We start from the raw sequence: 17,036 nt of genomic DNA on the forward strand, positions 1-17,036 counted from the left end.
AGGGACTTTGCTAGAAGCCCATTGGCCCTATTGATGGGGGCAGGTCAGACGAACCCGACTCAATCAACCCGTCATCAAGCGCGGACCTCGGCGCTCGCTTTGCCGCGACGTTCGGGCCATACAGCGTGAGGACATCCATCGCTCCCTCAACGAAAAATTTCTCGATTTCGGCCTTCCAATTGTCCAGCAACGAAACGGGCGCGACGACCAAGAATGGATCGATGCGGGGCTCGATCTCAATCAGCGAGGCCATGAAGGCCAACAACTGAACGGTCTTTCCCAAACCCATGTCGTCGGCCAAGAGTGCGCCACGGCATACCGACGGCGAATTGCGCCACATATTTTGTAGCCAAGCTAAACCGTCTCGTTGATGGTCTTTGAGCTCAATATCGGGGCGTAGGCTCGATGGTATCGCGGGTGGCGCCTTATCCGCTGACAGATCTCCACGCCGCTCCTCGTAATCAAGTCCATCTACATTGGGCTTGACCACCAAGCCCTTGCGCTCGACCATCTTGCGAGCCGACTTGTCCTTGCCGGGAATGTAGTTGCCGCCTTTGACTTCTTCCTTAACCTTGCCGAGGGTTTCGAGAGCCTCCTTGGCCCAGCCCGTCGGCACCGGTCTCGGACACCCAGGAAAGGAAAAGCTCTCTCGCTTTTCCTGCTGACCCTAGCCCACAAAACTGTCCCATTTGAAAGTGGAAAATTCCGGCATGACGTTGTCATCGAGACCAGGAGGTCATGCCGTGAAGAAGAGCAAGTTCACCGAAGAGCAGATCGCATACGCGCTGAAGCAGGCCGAGCTGGGTACGCCTGTCGCGGAGGTCTGCCGCAAGATGGGGATCAGCGACGCGACGTTTTACAACTGGCGGACGAAGTACGGCGGGCTGTCACCCTCGGAACTGCGCCGGCTGAAGCAGCTTGAGGAAGAGAACGCGAAGCTCAAGCGGCTCGTGGCCGATCTGTCGCTGGACAAGGCCATGCTGCAGGATGTGCTGTCAAAAAAGCTCTGAAGCCTTCCCGGCGCCGTGATCTGGTCACGGACTTGATGCAGCGTTTCGGCGCGAGCCAGCGGCAAACCTGCGCATTGTTGCAGTTGTCCCGCACGGTCTACCGTTACGAATCGGTCGCGCGGGATCAAAGCGCGCTGGAGATGCGCATCAAGGAGATCACGGAAGTGCGGGTGCATTATGGTGCGCCCCGCGTGTACGTGATGCTTCGCCGGGAAGGCTGGCGAGACAACCATAAACGCGTCGAACGCGTGTATCGGGAACTGGGGCTTTCGTTGCGCCACAAACGACCTCGACGGAACAAGTCGGCCCGGCGCCGGCAGCCAAAGCAGTCAGTGAGCGCAATCAACGAAATCTGGAGTATGGATTTTGTCGCTGACGCGCTGTTTGATGGTCGACGCTTGCGCACGCTCACGATCGTGGACAACTACACGAGAGAATGCCTAGCGATTGAAGTCGACGGTTCATTGCGTGGCGAGCACGTTGTCGCCGCGCTGACCCGGCTTGCGCAGCATCGTCCGCTTCCCCGCTATATCAAGGCAGACAATGGCAGCGAGTTCATTTCGAAGACGCTCGACAAATGGGCGTACGAGAACGGCGTGGAGATTGACTTCTCGCGTCCTGGCAAGCCGACCGACAACGCGAAGAATGAATCATTCAACGGACGCTTTCGGGAGGAATGCCTCAACGCACATTGGTTCTTGTCGCTCGAGGACGCCAGACGCAAAATCGAGGTCTGGCGCGAGTACTATAACGAGGCGCGCCCTCATTCTGCGCTGCAGTGGATGACACCGGCGGAATTCGCCCGCCAGTGCACCGATCGGGCCGATCCGGCCCGCCCCGAAGAGCCGGAATTTTCCAACTAAGACCGGGACGGAAATTGGGCCAGCCTCACTGCTCAGCCTGCTCAACCTCCTTGCGGAACTTGTCCAGGTTGCGCCCATCGAGCGGTATCGCCACCGTCTCGCCCTTCGAGTCGGTGAACCATAGACCAAGGTCGACGTTCTCCGGCACCCAACCGCCGTCGCCTTTCTTGGCGATAAAGGGCGAGTAATAGGGCTTCTCTACCCCGAAACCCTCTATGCGCTCGGAATACAGTGAGAGATCAAAGATGTCGGATACCGTGATCTTGCGCGGCAAGGCGAGCTTGGCCAACGCCGAACGCAGTTTCTCAACTTGATCTGGCGAGTCACCCAGGATTTCGAGGTCGAATCCCTTCCAATGACAGCACTGCGCTCCAGTGGCGAAGCGCTGTTCCATCTTTGCGATGAACGATCCGAGTTCGGTGGCGGACTCGAACTTGGACTCCTCCGCCACCAGCTTGCCCTCGAAGACCTGCTCAATGAGCAAGCCGACGTCGCACGGATAGCCAGATTGGTCCGCGACGACGCGTGCGGAAAACCGTTCGAAAACGATGCCTGCATCCTCTCGCGCTCGCTCGAACTGGTCCGGGTCGATCGCGACTGCGGCCGAGGGGCCAAGCGTCGCAAACGGGTTGCGCAAGAAGGCCTCCGCGCGAGCGCCGGCCACCCGACGCCCAGGCATCCGCCGAATCTCCGACAGGACCGCGCGCGCGTCCTCCGACATCAAGACGTGCACCAGACCGGAGCCGTTCGGTATCTCGTAGCGCTCCGGGACTACTTCGAATCTATCGAAGACTTCTAGCCATCGACTCGGAGCACCGTCGAAGCCGGGCATGATCTCCACCATGTCTTGTGCGCCCTTACCGCCCTTACGCATTTGGATGTCGATCCGTTCGGGAGTGAGTACGATTGTCTTGGCGAGGAAATCGGCAAGATCAGCATTCGCGTCGATGGCATGCCGTCTGATTCTGGCCCAATCTCGTTTGTTGTCTTCGGGGCTGTATCCCTCCGCAGAACGAGAGCGCCGCTCGGCAATGGCGTGGACCACTCGCCATACCGACTCGGAGAGCAGCGATTGCTCGCCATCGGCAGAGACGATCGCCCCCTGAATCTCCACGTTGCCGCTCGGCTGCGCGCCGGCCGGGTCGCGCCAGCCCGAGATTCCGATGGCGAAAGTTGCATCCGAGAGCCCGCCGCGGCTGGACAACATCGGGCGCCAGCCGCGCTTTGCGGGGAGCTTCAACAGATGAAGCGAAGCGGAGTAACCTTCCACTGCTTCAAGGCGATAATAGGACTCCCAGTCCATCGACGCGCCGGACGGCCGCACCTCGATGTAGCCCTCCTCCTCTAACTGCCGAAGCAATAGCACTAGTTCGGAGTCGGCGCCGAACACGCTGGGTTCATCAAGCCACGCCTCATCAGCAGGGTCCGGAATAATTACTACGCCATGGCGCCCCCAAGACACATTGATCTTCGAACGGGGGTGAACTTCGGCTTGCTCGCCGACTCGCCTCGAACCTGTTGGGCGCAAAGTAATAATGAGCCACTTCGCGCGAAGTAAATCTGAGCCACCTTTCAGTACAGTCAGCCTTTTGCGCGCAAAGGCTGGCGATGCTCCAGAAGGAACAGTGGATGCAAATCCATGTGCTCAAAGCCCAAGGCGTATCGGAGCGCGAGATCGCGCGGCGCCTGGGTATTTCTCGCAACACGGTGGCGCGGTACCTGTCGGCCGAGGACGTGCCGCGCTACAAGCCGCGTGAACCGCGGCCAACCAAGCTCGGAGCGTTCGAGGCGTACATCCTCGATCGCATGAGCGCCGCAGCACCCGAGATCATCGCTGCGCCGGCGCTGCTGCGCGAGCTGCGTGCGCGCGGCTACGAGGGCCAACTGCGAAGCCTGCAGGCTTTCATGAACGCGCATAAGTCCGTGCCCAAGCCAGACCCGGTCGTGAGGTTCGAGACCGAGCCTGGCCGGCAGATGCAGTGCGATTTCGTGGTCTTCCGCCGAGGCACCGACCCGCTTTACGCCTTCACCGCCACGCTCGGGTTTAGTCGGTGGCGCTGGGCACGCTTCACCACCGATGAACGCGCCGAGACGCTGGTCGCCTGTCATCATGCGCTGTTCGAAGCCTTGGGTGGCGTTCCTCGCGAGATCCTTTACGACAACGCCAAGACTATCGTTGTCGAGCGCGATGCATATGGCGACGGTCAACACCGCTGGCACGCCGGCATGCTCGATCTGGCCAAGCGGTACGGCTTCCTACCCAGACTGTGCCAACCGTACCGCGCGCAAACCAAAGGCAAGGTCGAGCGATTCCACCGCTACCTGCGTGGCAATTTCTATGTGCCGCTGGCGAGCCGGCTCAAGCAATCCGGCTTGATGCTCGATGCCGTGACTGCGAACGTCGAGGTGAGTAAATGGCTGCGCGACGTGGCTAACCAGCGAGTGCATCCGGTTACAGGGCTGGCACCCGCGATTCTGTTGGAGCAACGCGAACGGGCTTGCTTGCGCGATATGCCGGGTTACGCGGTGCCCCGATTGCCGGCTCGTGCCGTCGCTCGGCCACGCGTTGATCCAGCAATGTCGATCCAGCACCCGTTGTCCGTCTACCAGCAATTACTGACCGAGGTGCGCGCATGAACTTGCAGCAGGAACGCATCGACGGGCACTGCCAGAGTTTGAAGCTCGAGGGGCTCATGCACCGATACGTCGCTCTGGCCAGCGACGCGGCGGCCAAACAATGGAGTTTCCTCGATTTCCTCGAGAACGCGCTCGCGCACGAACGAGAGACGCGGCAAGTTCGTTCGCGGCAAACACTGGTGCGCATGGCGGGGTTCCCCGCTCTCAAGACACTGGATGACTACGACTACAGCTTCGCCGTCGGGGCCCCGCGCAAGACGATCGACGAGCTCGCCACCCTGCGCTTCATCGAACGGGGCGAGAACGCCGTGTTGCTTGGCCCGTCAGGCGTGGGCAAGACGCATCTCGCGATAGCGATCGGATACGCTGCAACGCAGGCCGGCATCAAGACGAAGTTCATTACGGCGGCGGATCTAATGTTGCAGCTCGAGGCCGCACGCCGACAGGAGCGATACGACGCCGTACTTCGACACAACATTCTCGGCCCGAGGTTGCTCATCGTCGACGAGATTGGCTATCTGCCACTCTCGGGAGATCAGGCCAGCCACTTCTTCCAGATCGTCGCCAAACGCTACGAGCGCGGTTCAATGATCCTGACCAGCAACCTGCCGTTTGCGCAGTGGGACGAGACCTTCGGTGGCAACACCACACTGACTGCAGCGATGCTCGACCGCATCCTGCACCATGCCCACATCATCCAGATCAAAGGAGACAGCTACAGACTGAGACAGCAACGTCAAGCCGGTCACGTCTCGTCATCGAAGAAGTAACGACTGGCTCAGTTTTACTTTGCGCGATCAGGCGCGAAGTGGCTCAGATTTCAAATGCGTTTGACAAACCGAACAATCGGATCATCGCCTCACTCCTTGATCCAACCACGGCCGCGCCGCGGCTGCTGCATACCCAAGGCTGCAAGCTGACGAGCTACGCCGGCCAGTTCGTCATCTGGCCCAATCCGAAGCGCGCCCCCCTTGGCCCTGTTATCCGTCACGGTGACATTACGCCCTTCCAACAGCTTTTCGAGATCAGGTACGCATACCGGCCGCTCTTTCGGCGCCACACCCAATCGCGGTAAGAGTTCGTCGTCAAACTTCTGTTCCCAACTTCTGAGAGCGACAGGCGCATCCCGGTGACTCTGCTTCCATTCGTGGAGTTCCGGCTTCAGTTGGCTGAGCACCACATAGTCCTTCGCTTTACCCGAAGTCAGCGCCCTAGATACGGCTGGCGGCAAGGCGTCCCAGCGAAGCAGATAGAACGCGTGGCCTGTGGCGCCAAACTCAATGGCGACATGAGCACCAATCCTCATCACGAACGCGTTGTTGTCGCCCGACGCGCCTTCAAGGTCTAGGAGCCGCCCTTTCGCACGCTCACGAAACTCCCTGAATAGCCAATCGCTTCGGTATTGCGCCGTGGGGCCAAGAGCGAACCACATATCGTCGACGAAGGGCGCGAAACGCAGCCAATAGACGAGGCGCCGCGTATCGCCAGTATCTTCGGCGCTGAGCAACTCAAAGAAATCCTGGATGAGCCGGCCTTTGAGCCACCCGAAAACCATCTCTCTCGCACGCGTGTCGGGCTGCTTTACCGCGTCTACGACGTGCGCATCCCAACTCGCTCTGCGCAACCAAGGGTTACCAATGACGCCGACTGCCGCGTCGCGCAGCCCAGGGTGCTCTGGCGTTGCAGAGCAACGCGCATATCGGGAAACCAGTAACGCGATGCCGCGAATCCGCAGCCGTTCGCCGACCTTCGCGCCCGCCTCACCCATTGCGATGCGCAGCAGATCAGGCAGTGCCGCCTTGAAACGAACATCGTCAAGCTTCTCCGCTGCCTCCATCTGCGCAAAGACGGCCGCCTCCATCACCCAGGAATCGCGATCGATGCCTAGGCTGTCCATCGCTTCTTCGAGCGAGGACGCATCGCCACGCATCAAGTCAGGGACGAACTTGTCACAGGGCCGCCCAGTCAGAAATTCAGAATGTCGATCCAGAGCTTCGAACCAAGGCGGAACGTGGTCCAAGGCAATGGCCAATTGCTGCCGCTGACGTTGGAGCCAAGTCCGAAGTGTCGTCCAGCCCTTCACCGCCTTTGGGTCAAGATTGGACGCTCCAAGCGCAAACGAGAAGTAAGAGGCAAGCAATGCTTGAAAACAGCGCAGCTTGCGATGGATAGCCACCTGTTCCTCGACCTGTTTGCCTACCTGCTCACGCAATCTTTCCTCAGCGAGGATGCACCAGCCCTTGGCATCCATAGCGGAAACACCTAGGCAAACGTATTTGAGCTCGCGGAAGTTCGCGGCATGGCCAAGCCGTCGGAAGTCCTCGATCGAAGCCCAAATGGTCCGGCTATCCACCTTGATCGCCGCTCCGCCATGATCGCGAATCACGCGCTCCTTCGCGTGCTCCATCGATTTCGCGTCTAGCCATAGGTCGGGATTCTTCGCCGCTTGCGTGAACGAGCGGGCCAAGCCTGATCGCAGCAATTCCAGCGCTTCGTTCATCGCAGGTCGTTCGGACAAGACTTGCCCGGATCAAGTGGAATGTCTGGCGTCGGCTCAGCCGCCGATCCGAAATCGCGGAACTCTAACCTGACCTCGACCCGTCGCATGCGTGCCGGACCATCGTTGGATGCAGTGTTGAAGGACGAGCCGCCGACCAAGAAGAGCGTCTGAATCTGCCTTCGATCGGCTTCGGAGAGCGCGTCGGGAACTTGTGTGTTTAGCAACGCGCACAAGACTCGCTGAGATCGCAGGTAGCTTAGATTCAGATTGTAGAGATAGTTACCGGTACGGCTGGCGAAGCCTTCGACTACAACACGCTTAAGCCATGTTTCGCAGCTCTTTGCGCGAGCTGACCTGCCCCCTGCAAACAGGGCCAGCCGGAGTCTAGTAAAGTTCGTTTTCGGAGAAGAAGACGAACATGAAGAAGCGCTTTACGGAACAGCAAATCATCGGGTTTCTGAAGGAAGCCGAGGCCGGTATGCCGGTCAAGGAACTGTGCAGGAAGCACGGGTTCAGTGATGCGTCGTTCTACACTTGGCGTGCGAAGTTCGGCGGCATGGAGGTCTCGGAAGCCCGCCGGCTCAAGAACCTCGAGGTGGAGAATGCCCGGCTGAAGAAGCTGCTGGCCGAAGCAATGCTCGATATGGAAGCGTTGAAGGTCGTCGTCAAGGGAAAGCCCTGAGCCCGCAAGCCAAACGCGAAGCAGTATCGGCGATTCGGGGGAAGGTCAACATCTCCGAGCGCCGCGCCTGCCGGCTTGTCGGGCTTTCTCGCAGCGTGCTGCATTACGACGCGAAGCCAGACCACGAGAATGAGGTGCTAGCGGCGCGTCTGGTGGAGTTGGCACACGAACGTCGTCGATTCGGCTACCGCCGATTGCACGCCCTAGTGGAACGCGAAGGCACGCACGCCAATCACAAGCGCATCTATCGCCTGTACCGTGAGGCAGGGCTGGCTGTGCGGCGCCGTCGCAAGCGCCACGGCGTAATGATTGAGCGCGAGCAACTGGCATTGCCGGGCGCCCCCAACGAGGTGTGGTCAATCGATTTCGTGATGGATGCGCTTTCCAACGGCCGGCGCGTGAAGTGCCTGACCGTCGTCGACGACTTCACGAAAGAGGCTGTCGACATCGTTGTCGACCATGGCATCTCAGGTTTGTATGTCGCTCGGGCATTGGACCGCGCAGCTCGCTTCCGTGGCTATCCCAAGGCGGTGCGAACAGACCAGGGCCCCGAATTTACGAGCCGCGCGCTTGACCAGTGGGCGTATGCGAACGGCGTCGCTCTGAAGTTGATTCAGGCGGGCAAGCCAACGCAGAATGCGTACATCGAATCGTTCAACGGCAAGTTCCGCGACGAATGCCTTAACGAGCACTGGTTCACGACGCTCGCGCATGCTCGGGCAGTCATCGCGGCATGGCGTCAGGACTACAACGAGCAAAGGCCGCACAGCGCACTGAACTACCTTGCGCCGTCAGAGTTTGCGGCGAAACATCGGGCAACCGCGGATACTCCTGCCGCTTTCCAGGAGTTGGTTTAAAGGGACTTTGCTAGAAGCCCATTGGCCCTATTGATGGGGGCAGGTCAGAGCCACCTTCAACACCTCGGGGACGAAGCTGCGAATAAAGCGCTCGTCGGCCGACCTCTCGAACGAGTGGTGCTGATCGGCGAACAGAACGACTGCGCCGAAGTCGATCGAGTTGCCGTGCACCGTCACCCCCTTGAACTCAGGGCGCTTGGTAACATCTTCGACTTCGGTCAGGCATTGCGCGATGGTCTTCTTGCGCAATTCGATCGTGTCGTCAATGACCTTTTGCTTCTGCGTGATGGCGATCAGGGCGACTGCCATCGACACGAGGAACAGCACCATAAGTGCCGTCATCAAATCGGAAAAGGAAATCCAGAAGGGCTTCTCCCCTTCGTCCCTGCCATTGCGCCGCCTAGATGATTTCGGACCAAACATCGCTTATCGCCCTCGACCGGCCGGAATCTCATCAACCGCATCGCCCAAATTCTTGATCGCTCCGGACAGTAGGTTGACGGCGTTCGATAGCTCAGACTGGAACTTGCGATTGCCCTCACCCAGCGTTCTGTCAATGTTGTCGCGGAAGGATTCGTGCGCACCCACGAGGACCTCGGTCACGCCTTTGAGATAGTCCTCTGACTGCTGCTGGGCCGCTGCGAGTTCGCGGGCCGCTGCCTGGATCTTACCAACGAGCTCCGAAGTCATTGCAGCATCCTTCTTGGCCGACTCGAAGGTCTGCCGCAGCTCCGCGACCATCGTGGCGAATGTGTCGCGCGTGCGTGCGTAGTCGGCGAAGATCCCCCTGGCGTTGTCAGTGGCCGTCGAGAGCTGCGCGGAGGCCGTCTTGATCGAATCGGTGGCCGTGGAGGCCGAGCGCATCGTCTCGGACACTCCTGAACCGGCTTTCGCGAAGTCGCTGGCTGCGACATAGAGGGTTTCCACCCCCGAATTGAGGCTAGCCATCGCCCGGTCTGTCGCGCCGGCCAAAGCCGATACGGACGTCTGCAAGGACTTGTTGGTCTCCACGGACTGCGAGAGCAGTTGCTCAACTTGGCCGGAGAGCGAGTTGATCGCCTGGCCAGTCGACTCCTCGAACCGCCGGGCGCGTTGGCCTTGCGACTCAGCGGCCTCCTCAGCCTGCTTTCGCAGCGTCTCGACCACGCCCGCGACCTGAGTCCCGACCGCCGCCAACGCCTCTCGTAGCTTTTCACCGGTCTCGGACTGAGACTGCGCGACCAACGAGCGAATCTGCTCGATGAATTCTCCCATCCGAGCGTTCATCGCCGACTGCCGGACGTCCATCGCATCGAGCGCTTGGGCGAGCTTCTCGCCCATCGAGTCCACCGTATTGTTACCGGCGGCGTCCATGTTCGCCGCAAGCTGTCCGAATTGAATCGCCGTGGCCTGCATCGATTCACTGGCCTTTTGCAACAGATCGCTCATGCCGCGCATCTGGCCGCCAAACATCTCCTGCATTTGCTCAGAGAAGCTCGCCAACACGTCGGTCAACAGCTTGTTGACAGCGTCTCCCTGACTACCGCTGACCTTCTGGACAGCCTCGGCCATCGCGGACATGGGACTGGCCAGCGATTCTGAAATGACTTTGGCCACGTCGACAGACATCTGGCCTGTGTACTGGGCTTGGGCCGCAATCTGCCGTTCGGTCAACGTCGTGAGGATCTCTTTGAGATCGACTACCAGCGAGTCGCGCATTTGCTGAGCTTGGGTCGCCGCGTCTTGGGACGACTTCGCGAGCTGTTGCAGGTATTCCTCTCCCGCCCCGCCCCTGAACATGCTATCGACCAGTTCGCGAATGTCCTCGACTTGGCCATAACAAACCGTGACGATCGTCTTCTCGATCCAAGTAATCAACATGGCTAGGCCGATGGCGAATGCCGAGACATAGAAGGCATGTCCCACCGAACTCACCAACCCTTGGAGCTGAGCTTGGGCCGCCGCCGGGTCGACGCTCACATCGAAATGCACGAGACCCTTGATGAGGCCGAGGAAGGTTCCGATGATCCCCAGGCCCGTGAGCACCCCGGGGAGATGCTTGAAGAAGTCCGTCTTCAAGCGACTGTCGACGATTGCCTGATCCGTGAAAAAAGTCTCGGCCAACGCTGTCGAGCGCCAGCACCTGATGCGTTGCTGCCCCAGCTCGTCCTCATCGCCAAGCTGCTTGTGAAGCGTCTTGGCATATTCGGTCCACGGGTTGGACAAAGCTTCGGACTTCATCGCCTTGGTCTCGACCGCGGAGAGTTCGACAAGCTCCCCGTTCTTCTCGCCACGAATCGCCTGCAACGCCTCGATCGCGTCATCGAGATCGCGCCTCAGCTTAAACGACCGGATGAAAAACCTGACTAGAAAGTCCAGCGATAGACAGACCAAGACCAGCGCGACCACGCCGATGTGCCAATACTCCGCTGCAAGCTCACTCAGATTCATGCTTGGCATTTGTTCTTCTTCCCCGTGCAATTCTTGGTCAATTCTATTCTTGGTCAATTCAATTTGGCGGCTCGCGAGCGGCCTGCTCTACGGCACGCGACGCGCTCTCTACGCCATACAGCGTCTGCATATTTCAACCATCGAAGGTCTGACGCTGGATCGAACCTACAGTCCGGACTCCCGCCGAGCCCCGCGCCTGAGCACATATCCGGCCAACGCCGCGTGCTGCGCTGCACCATACCCCATCGCGCGTGATGGTGCCCCACTTTGAAATCGGCTTGTTGGTGCGCTGTTCCAGGCCTTCGCTCGACACGGCGGCCTTCAATCCGAGGTCCTTGCCCTCGCGAAAGCCTTGCAATAGCGACGCAAGCACGCGATTGGCTTGAATTTGAAGACCGACTTGAAGTCGTGGGCTGGCCGGTGAGAGCGGCTGGCCAAGTTACGATCAAGGTTCTTTGGCACAATGTCCTGACCGCTCTCTAAGTCGCGCGAAGTCGCCACTATCGTGCCGCAACGCGCTCCGATGTTGGAGCGTCGCAGCCCGCCGGTGAAATAGGCGCGCAACCTCAAGAACGCCAGCCGCTCCCACTACGCTTGTGACACATCGAATGACTTCGCCACGAGCCCATCCCAGTCGCGCCGCTCGCGACAACTTCCTTCCAATTACAAGCGCCTGCAACCCTTATCGCGGACTACCCCAAAGTTCACGCAGTGCAAGGTCTGATGGATGATCAACCGACAAGCTTTCTATCACGCAACATCTGTAAATACTTTTCGCCCTCGTCGTCCTCGTCGAAAATCTCTTCGCCATCGAGCATGTACGCCTTTAGTAAACTGGCGACTCCGTGCTCCTCGTCTCCGAGACTGACCTGACTTTGCCCCAATCGATAGTGAACAAAGGGGTTCTCCTGTCCGCCGGGGCCATTGAGCGCATCAAAGAAGCTCTGTCGCGCTGCCTCAAACTCTTCGAGCTGATATTGCGCATCACCGATCGATGCGCAGAGCCACGTGTATGCTTCCCAATCAACCCGCGGTTCGGGAAGCAACTCGAGAGCTGCACTCCATCGCTGAATCGCCTCATCGAACTTCGATGCATCACACAAGACATTACCCTGCTCCGAGAGAGCATCTAACCCATCTTGGATTTTTTTGGGAAGCCTAGTCATTTTTACTTGCTTCCCTTCGACGCACGCTTCGCGAATTCGAGATACTTCTTATCCTCACCGGAAAACGGTCTGTTTCCAAATTGTTCATACAGCGGCACAAAAAATTCCGCGGATTTATCTAGATCTCCAGCTTCAAAATACACCGTTCCGCTAAGAAAGCCGATTGTCAGATCCGGACCGGTTCCAGAACCGTACGCCTTTTTCATTTCTGCCAGCCAGTGAACAGCCTTATCAAACTGTTTAGTATCGCGATAAAAAACGACGAATCCACGTGTCATCGACTGCGCGAGGTCGTATTGCTCTCTAGGCTCGGGCAAGATCTCCCACGCCTTTGTGAAATTTACCTCGGCTTCAGCGATGTCTCCCTTCTTCCAAGCTTCCCGACCCGCCGCACCGTAAGCGTATACGTCTTTAGTGAGTTCCTCTGGTAGCTTCATGGCCATATGCACCTTACTTCAATGGGGGTAGATAACGTTCGCCCAGTTTAGCACCAAGGGATCTGTTGACCCAGTATGGTTGCAAATCGTAATTCTTGGAGTCGAGCATCCATGCACGAACCTCTGGAGCTTTCGCCCCATACTCTCGCCCAACATTGTTCCACCAGGTAACCGCGTCCGTTTGGTGCGCCATATCAGCGTCTTTAAGCGGATACCAGTTGCCCTTGTACTCAAACTCTTTCTCTCCAGTGAACGGATCTTCGCGTAGCCTGCCTTCCTTTTCGAGCCGCGCCTGCACTTCCTTGCCCGTCCGTGAATTCTTGCCTGGGGTACGCCCGAGGTACCGTTCGCGCAGTGACTTACGTCGCCTGAGTACTTTTGCTCCATCCCCGACTGCATCTCCGGCACCGGCACCTTCAGTTGCACCAGTCGCCTTGCCGACCGCCGTGGGTGCGTCGGCAGCCTTTGCGCCTTCAGCAACAGCGCCTTCAGTCTTAAGCACCTTCCCAGCGGCCGAAGCGGTCTTAGTCAGTTCAGCTCCTTCAGCAGCACCAACCTTACCCAGGGCCGCCATACCTCTGACTCCGCCCTTGGCCAGCCCGGCTCCTCCAGCAAGAAGTGACGCCGCCGTCGCAATCTTGTCGCCGCCGGCCTGGGCCGCATTGCTCATCTGGAACTTGGGTAGCTCGATAGAGCCGGCACTCGCCTTGACTTCCTGCGCCCCCTGCATCAGCGCCTCAGCAGACTGCGTTTGCCCAAACACACTTTGCATAGCCGCAGCCTGCTCCATTTGCCCTGCGGTTTGGAGCGTACTGCCTTTGATCAGCAACTCGCCAATATCGGACGGTATATTGGCAATCCCTTTGACAGCGCCCTTCGTCGCCTCCCATGGATGATCTGCGGCCTCACTCAGCTCGTGCTTCGTATTGCCCCACCATTTGGAGAACCAACCCTCCTCTTCTGGTGTTTCCGCTTTCACCGGCGGATTGGCTGAAGACGCAGGGGCGCTCGACATCGACGCCTGACCGTACAATCTGCCGACAGTATTGCCCTTGTCACCCACAGTACGCTCCCCGACTTATTTTTTGCTCATCTGTTCTCGAACCTTCGCCGGCGGGTCGGGCGGAAACTTCGCTCCCTTCGCAATCATCAGCGCGCGCAGACGCTCGAATTTTTCCAAGCGCTCCTTGCCCTCGGGCGACAACCCTGGTGCGGGAGGCGTCTGTGCCGTTCTGACCGGTTGCCCATCCTTATCCAACGAGATGTCGGTGACCGTGGCCTGCTTGGCCTCCGGTTGCAGTGCGTCGATGTCTTTCTGCACGGAGTAGGCCACGCTCACGCCGTTCGTCGTATGGGCGTTGACATCGGCACCATGCTCAACGAGAAAAATCGCAATGTCCGGCTTGGCGACGTCGAGCGCGGAATCCAGTGCGGTCCCGCCAATGCTGTCGCGATGATTGATGTTTGCGTGATGTTCGACTAGCAGCTTTACTCGCTCCATCGCGCCGTTGCCTTCCATCGCCCGCTGTAACAGACTCGTGCCATCGCTATCGACCGTATCCGGCGACAAGCCCCCGTCGAGCATGGCCTTCAGGTAGCGAGTGTCTTCATTGGTGATCGCGAAGTACATCGCGCTGCCCAGCCCCTCCACAATTTGAGCGTCCGGCTTTGAGCCATGCGCGATCAGTTCGCTGATCGCGGGGAAATTCTTGGTCGAGATGGCAAACCAAAGCAACGTCATCTCTTGTCGCCCGGGCTTGTTCACGTCGATCCCGGACAACGCCGATTTCAGTTGAGCAACGTCGCCATCGCTGATCGCCTTGGCAGCAGACAGATAGCTGCCGTCAAAATACTTGCTGGGTGAGTTCGCGCTCATATTGCATCCACTTACGATGATTGTTAGTGCAGAGACAGCGGCTAGAGCCATCCACCGCCACCGCGCCGTGTACCTCACGCTTCGGGCCGGCGAAGTTGTCGTATGGGTCCTCAAGGATGCGTCTCCTGAACGATCGTCGCCTGATCGGCTGTTTTTTGTGCTTCGATGCCATCGATGACCTGATTCATGCCATGGCGTGCGACTGCACCACCCGTTCCCGGAAGGATGTGCGGCGTGCCTACAGCTGTAGGCATCATGCCGTGACTGCCTTCCTGAACCTTCGTCAGGATCTCCCCTTCCACGCGGTACGCCTGAATATCGGATGCCACCGGTGTCCCGCCATAGCGCGCTACCGTCGCCGGATTGAGGCCCGCTGCGTTGAACGTGGTCGCAGCCAAGCCACTTGCGCGCGATGCGGCAGAGCCCATGCCGCCACCGAGCGAATGCCCCACAATATCCACATCGGTTCCACTCTTCTCAAGCGCTCGCCCGATCTTGACTGCTCGATCGTAATAGGCCGAGTTCTTATTGGCCCCTTGAGCGATGTTATTGGCCCAATCGGACCACTTGTACTTGTCTGTTCCCTGAAAAACCACCTGCGTCTTGAAATCGTTTCCGAAAACTGCAGGATCGGGCTCGTAGACCTGCGCACGAAAGTTTGTCCCCGGTATCGAAAAATCGTTGGGCTTCAACTTGAACTGAGCCAGTTTCGCAGGGTCGCCGCTGACGTTCGTCCATCCCTCTGGCGCCGCCTGCCCCGGGTGGTAAACGTTCTCAGCCAAACGCGCCTTTTCGACGGCCGTATTGTTTTGCTCAAAGCGATTTGCCGCCGCTTCGAGTTTGCTCCGCTCCGGTCCCGGCGGCATCGAAGCAGCTTTCTCCCGTGCCTCGGCAATCTGGGCCTTCCGACCACGCCAACGGGCAGCCTTTGCTTCCTTCCCGACGTAATTGCCGTTCATCCAGAACTGATCGCTGTGACGCACGACCATCTTGCTCTCGACCCGGACGGTCTTGCTATGGTCGATAGGCCAGCACTTGGCGCCAACGGTGCCGCTTTCGACTCCATGTGCCACACCGGCCTGATCGCCGATCGTATCCGGCGCGAAACTCGAATCGAACCGCACGATCGGATTCCCGTTCGCAAAGACCGTCTTCGACGTCATCTGACTGTCGCCGAGGCTCGCCGTGACAGGATAAGGTACGGGCGGCGTGCTACTCCCCATGGGGGTTTTGCATACGTCCGGCATCATCGACACGATGGTCCACTGGCCATCCTTGCGAGCCATTACGTTGTCTGCCACGCGTCCTCCGGTTCGCTGGTTGTTTTCGGGACAGCCATTCGCAGCAGAGGCGCATGCCGATCGAGTTCGAAACGTGCCTCGCACACGCGCACCGCCGGCTGCAACGGAAAAACCGCCCGCCATGTAGCCGATACGCGCATTTCCTCGGTATCGATCAAAAGTGTGTCGAGCTTCATCTCGAGTGGCACGATTTCCCCGCTCTTGAAGCGAAGCGCCACAAGGGCGCGATGCCCCGGAAGTCTCGCGCGCAAAAAGCCTGCACGCGTGTGCTCCGGCGGCGCGAGATTGGCAAGCTCGAAGGCGAGCCCCGGCGCAGGCCATTCGATCTGCTGGTCTGCCGGCGCACCATTCCAATAGTGGAAGTCATGATCCACCGGATGGTACGGCCATCTTGTCTTATGCCAGGTCTCGTCGTAAGTCCCGGCAAACTGCAAACGCGGTGTCCAGGCGCGACCGACAACACCCAATCCGACCGGCGTCGTCGCGTAGCTGGCTACGACCTCTTTCATCTGCCTGGCATCCAGCCCAGAAGCGGCGTGCTCGGCAACGTCGAGACTGGTTATCGGAATGTCCCATGCTTCTATCTGCGGCGCCGCAATTTCGGCAATCTTCGGTAACGGTCCTGGAATCGATGATGCACACAACGAGGCGACGACCGACTTATGGGTCGCCCGATCGAGGAAGCGCTTCTCGACCCAACCGCGGCCCAGCGGGTTGGTGAAGCAGACTTCGTTCAGTTCAAGATCCGCGCTCGTCCCCTTTGCGCTCTGCGCAAGGGCGACGCGGCTCGTGCCGCCGTATGCCTGCTCCCAGCGCACCGGAACAGCTCGTGTCGGTTCAGGCTCACCGAGCTTCCACCCGCGCCAGCCCTTCGTAAATGAGCGCGGTCCCGTGACGCGCAGTCCTTTGTCGATGACCATCGTCCCGGCGTCGAATACGCGTACGCGAGCGGGCCACGATGCCGCAGGCGTGCCATGCGGGGCGTGTGCTGTCGCTCGAACCAGGACATCACACTTCGGTTTGAACGGCGCGAGATCGCTTTCCCATTTCACGCTGCTCTTACCCGTTTCGCCTTCGTATTCGTCTGACATCGCCAACGGGACGGCGTTGTCACCGCTCAGCAACACGCAACGATGTGTATCGCCATCGGGGTCGAACGATTGCGCCGGCTCAAGCCGATACGCCGCCTTGAGCGCCACCACGTGGATTTCGTTGCCCGGCACGTCGACGGCATTGAACGCAATCGCATGCAAGGGCGTGAGGTTACGGAACTCCAT

General features: G+C 59.2%; 15 protein-coding genes. 4 read left to right on the forward strand and 11 right to left on the reverse strand.

The window, feature by feature from the left end:
* Window positions 1-10 precede the first annotated feature (10 nt).
* The gene (locus DTA15_RS28600) at window positions 11-616 is read right to left on the reverse strand and encodes an SNF2-related protein (RefSeq protein ID WP_080002282.1); all 606 of its coding nucleotides are present in this window, start codon (window positions 614-616) and stop codon (window positions 11-13) included.
* Window positions 617-743: 127 nt separating this feature from the next.
* On the opposite strand from DTA15_RS28600, the gene DTA15_RS28605 reads away from it, so the two are divergent.
* Window positions 744-1,873 (forward strand): IS3-like element ISBcen15 family transposase gene (locus DTA15_RS28605; RefSeq protein WP_085964349.1). Its coding sequence is split into 2 segments (ribosomal slippage): window positions 744-996 and window positions 996-1,873, totalling 1,131 coding nucleotides; the frame shifts between segments, so codons are not numbered across the junction.
* Window positions 1,874-1,898: 25 nt separating this feature from the next.
* On the opposite strand, the gene DTA15_RS28610 is transcribed toward DTA15_RS28605, so the two are convergent.
* Window positions 1,899-3,263: a hypothetical protein gene (locus DTA15_RS28610; RefSeq protein WP_034178408.1), complete on the reverse strand. Its 1,365-nt coding sequence runs from the start codon at window positions 3,261-3,263 to the stop codon at window positions 1,899-1,901.
* A 218-nt stretch (window positions 3,264-3,481) separates the two neighbouring features.
* On the opposite strand from DTA15_RS28610, the gene istA reads away from it, so the two are divergent.
* Window positions 3,482-4,510 (forward strand): IS21-like element ISBcen13 family transposase, encoded by a 1,029-nt coding sequence (istA, locus tag DTA15_RS28620; RefSeq protein ID WP_006482449.1) that lies wholly within the window; start codon window positions 3,482-3,484, stop codon window positions 4,508-4,510.
* Window positions 4,507-5,280, forward strand: coding sequence for an IS21-like element ISBcen13 family helper ATPase IstB (gene istB, locus DTA15_RS28625; RefSeq protein WP_006482411.1), 774 nt, complete (start codon window positions 4,507-4,509; stop codon window positions 5,278-5,280). Before istA ends, istB begins: the two co-directional genes overlap by 4 nt.
* An 89-nt stretch (window positions 5,281-5,369) precedes the next feature.
* Here the strand turns inward: istB and DTA15_RS28630 are convergent, their stop codons facing one another.
* Window positions 5,370-7,010, reverse strand: coding sequence for an EH signature domain-containing protein (locus DTA15_RS28630; protein ID WP_006490615.1), 1,641 nt, complete (start codon window positions 7,008-7,010; stop codon window positions 5,370-5,372).
* 418 nt (window positions 7,011-7,428) lie between these two features.
* On the opposite strand from DTA15_RS28630, the gene DTA15_RS28640 reads away from it, so the two are divergent.
* A protein-coding gene (locus tag DTA15_RS28640) for an IS3-like element IS407 family transposase (protein ID WP_102896096.1) occupies window positions 7,429-8,549 on the forward strand; the annotation gives its coding sequence in 2 pieces (ribosomal slippage) (window positions 7,429-7,687 and window positions 7,687-8,549; 1,122 coding nt in all).
* Between the two features lie 27 nt (window positions 8,550-8,576).
* Here the strand turns inward: DTA15_RS28640 and DTA15_RS28645 are convergent.
* The 8 genes from DTA15_RS28645 to DTA15_RS39230 all read right to left on the reverse strand — a co-directional run bounded on the left by DTA15_RS28645 (window position 8,577) and on the right by DTA15_RS39230 (window position 17,036).
* On the reverse strand, window positions 8,577-8,972 hold the full coding sequence (locus DTA15_RS28645; RefSeq protein WP_227743229.1) for a flagellar motor protein MotB: 396 nt from the start codon (window positions 8,970-8,972) through the stop codon (window positions 8,577-8,579).
* Window positions 8,973-8,975: 3 nt separating this feature from the next.
* On the reverse strand, window positions 8,976-10,988 hold the full coding sequence (gene zorA / locus DTA15_RS28650) for an anti-phage ZorAB system protein ZorA (RefSeq protein ID WP_006490534.1): 2,013 nt from the start codon (window positions 10,986-10,988) through the stop codon (window positions 8,976-8,978).
* 722 nt (window positions 10,989-11,710) lie between these two features.
* Window positions 11,711-12,145, reverse strand: coding sequence for a tetratricopeptide repeat protein (locus DTA15_RS28655; protein ID WP_012492505.1), 435 nt, complete (start codon window positions 12,143-12,145; stop codon window positions 11,711-11,713).
* A 2-nt stretch (window positions 12,146-12,147) separates the two neighbouring features.
* Window positions 12,148-12,582 carry a hypothetical protein gene (locus DTA15_RS28660; protein WP_124714746.1) on the reverse strand — a complete coding sequence of 145 codons (435 nt, stop codon included), beginning with the start codon at window positions 12,580-12,582 and terminating at the stop codon, window positions 12,148-12,150.
* Between the two features lie 13 nt (window positions 12,583-12,595).
* Entirely contained in the window at window positions 12,596-13,645 is a 1,050-nt protein-coding gene (locus tag DTA15_RS39225) for a GH-E family nuclease (RefSeq protein WP_012492503.1), read from the reverse strand.
* A 15-nt stretch (window positions 13,646-13,660) separates the two neighbouring features.
* Complete coding sequence (locus tag DTA15_RS28670) at window positions 13,661-14,458, reverse strand: ankyrin repeat domain-containing protein (RefSeq protein ID WP_006490573.1); 798 nt, start codon at window positions 14,456-14,458, stop codon at window positions 13,661-13,663.
* Window positions 14,459-14,568: 110 nt separating this feature from the next.
* Window positions 14,569-15,759, reverse strand: coding sequence for a Tle-like phospholipase domain-containing protein (locus tag DTA15_RS28675; RefSeq protein ID WP_020979811.1), 1,191 nt, complete (start codon window positions 15,757-15,759; stop codon window positions 14,569-14,571).
* Entirely contained in the window at window positions 15,744-17,036 is a 1,293-nt protein-coding gene (locus DTA15_RS39230) for a DUF2169 family type VI secretion system accessory protein (RefSeq protein WP_012492501.1), read from the reverse strand. Before DTA15_RS39230 ends, DTA15_RS28675 begins: the two co-directional genes overlap by 16 nt.

The organism is Burkholderia cenocepacia (assembly GCF_900446215.1).
Taxonomy (GTDB): domain Bacteria; phylum Pseudomonadota; class Gammaproteobacteria; order Burkholderiales; family Burkholderiaceae; genus Burkholderia; species Burkholderia cenocepacia.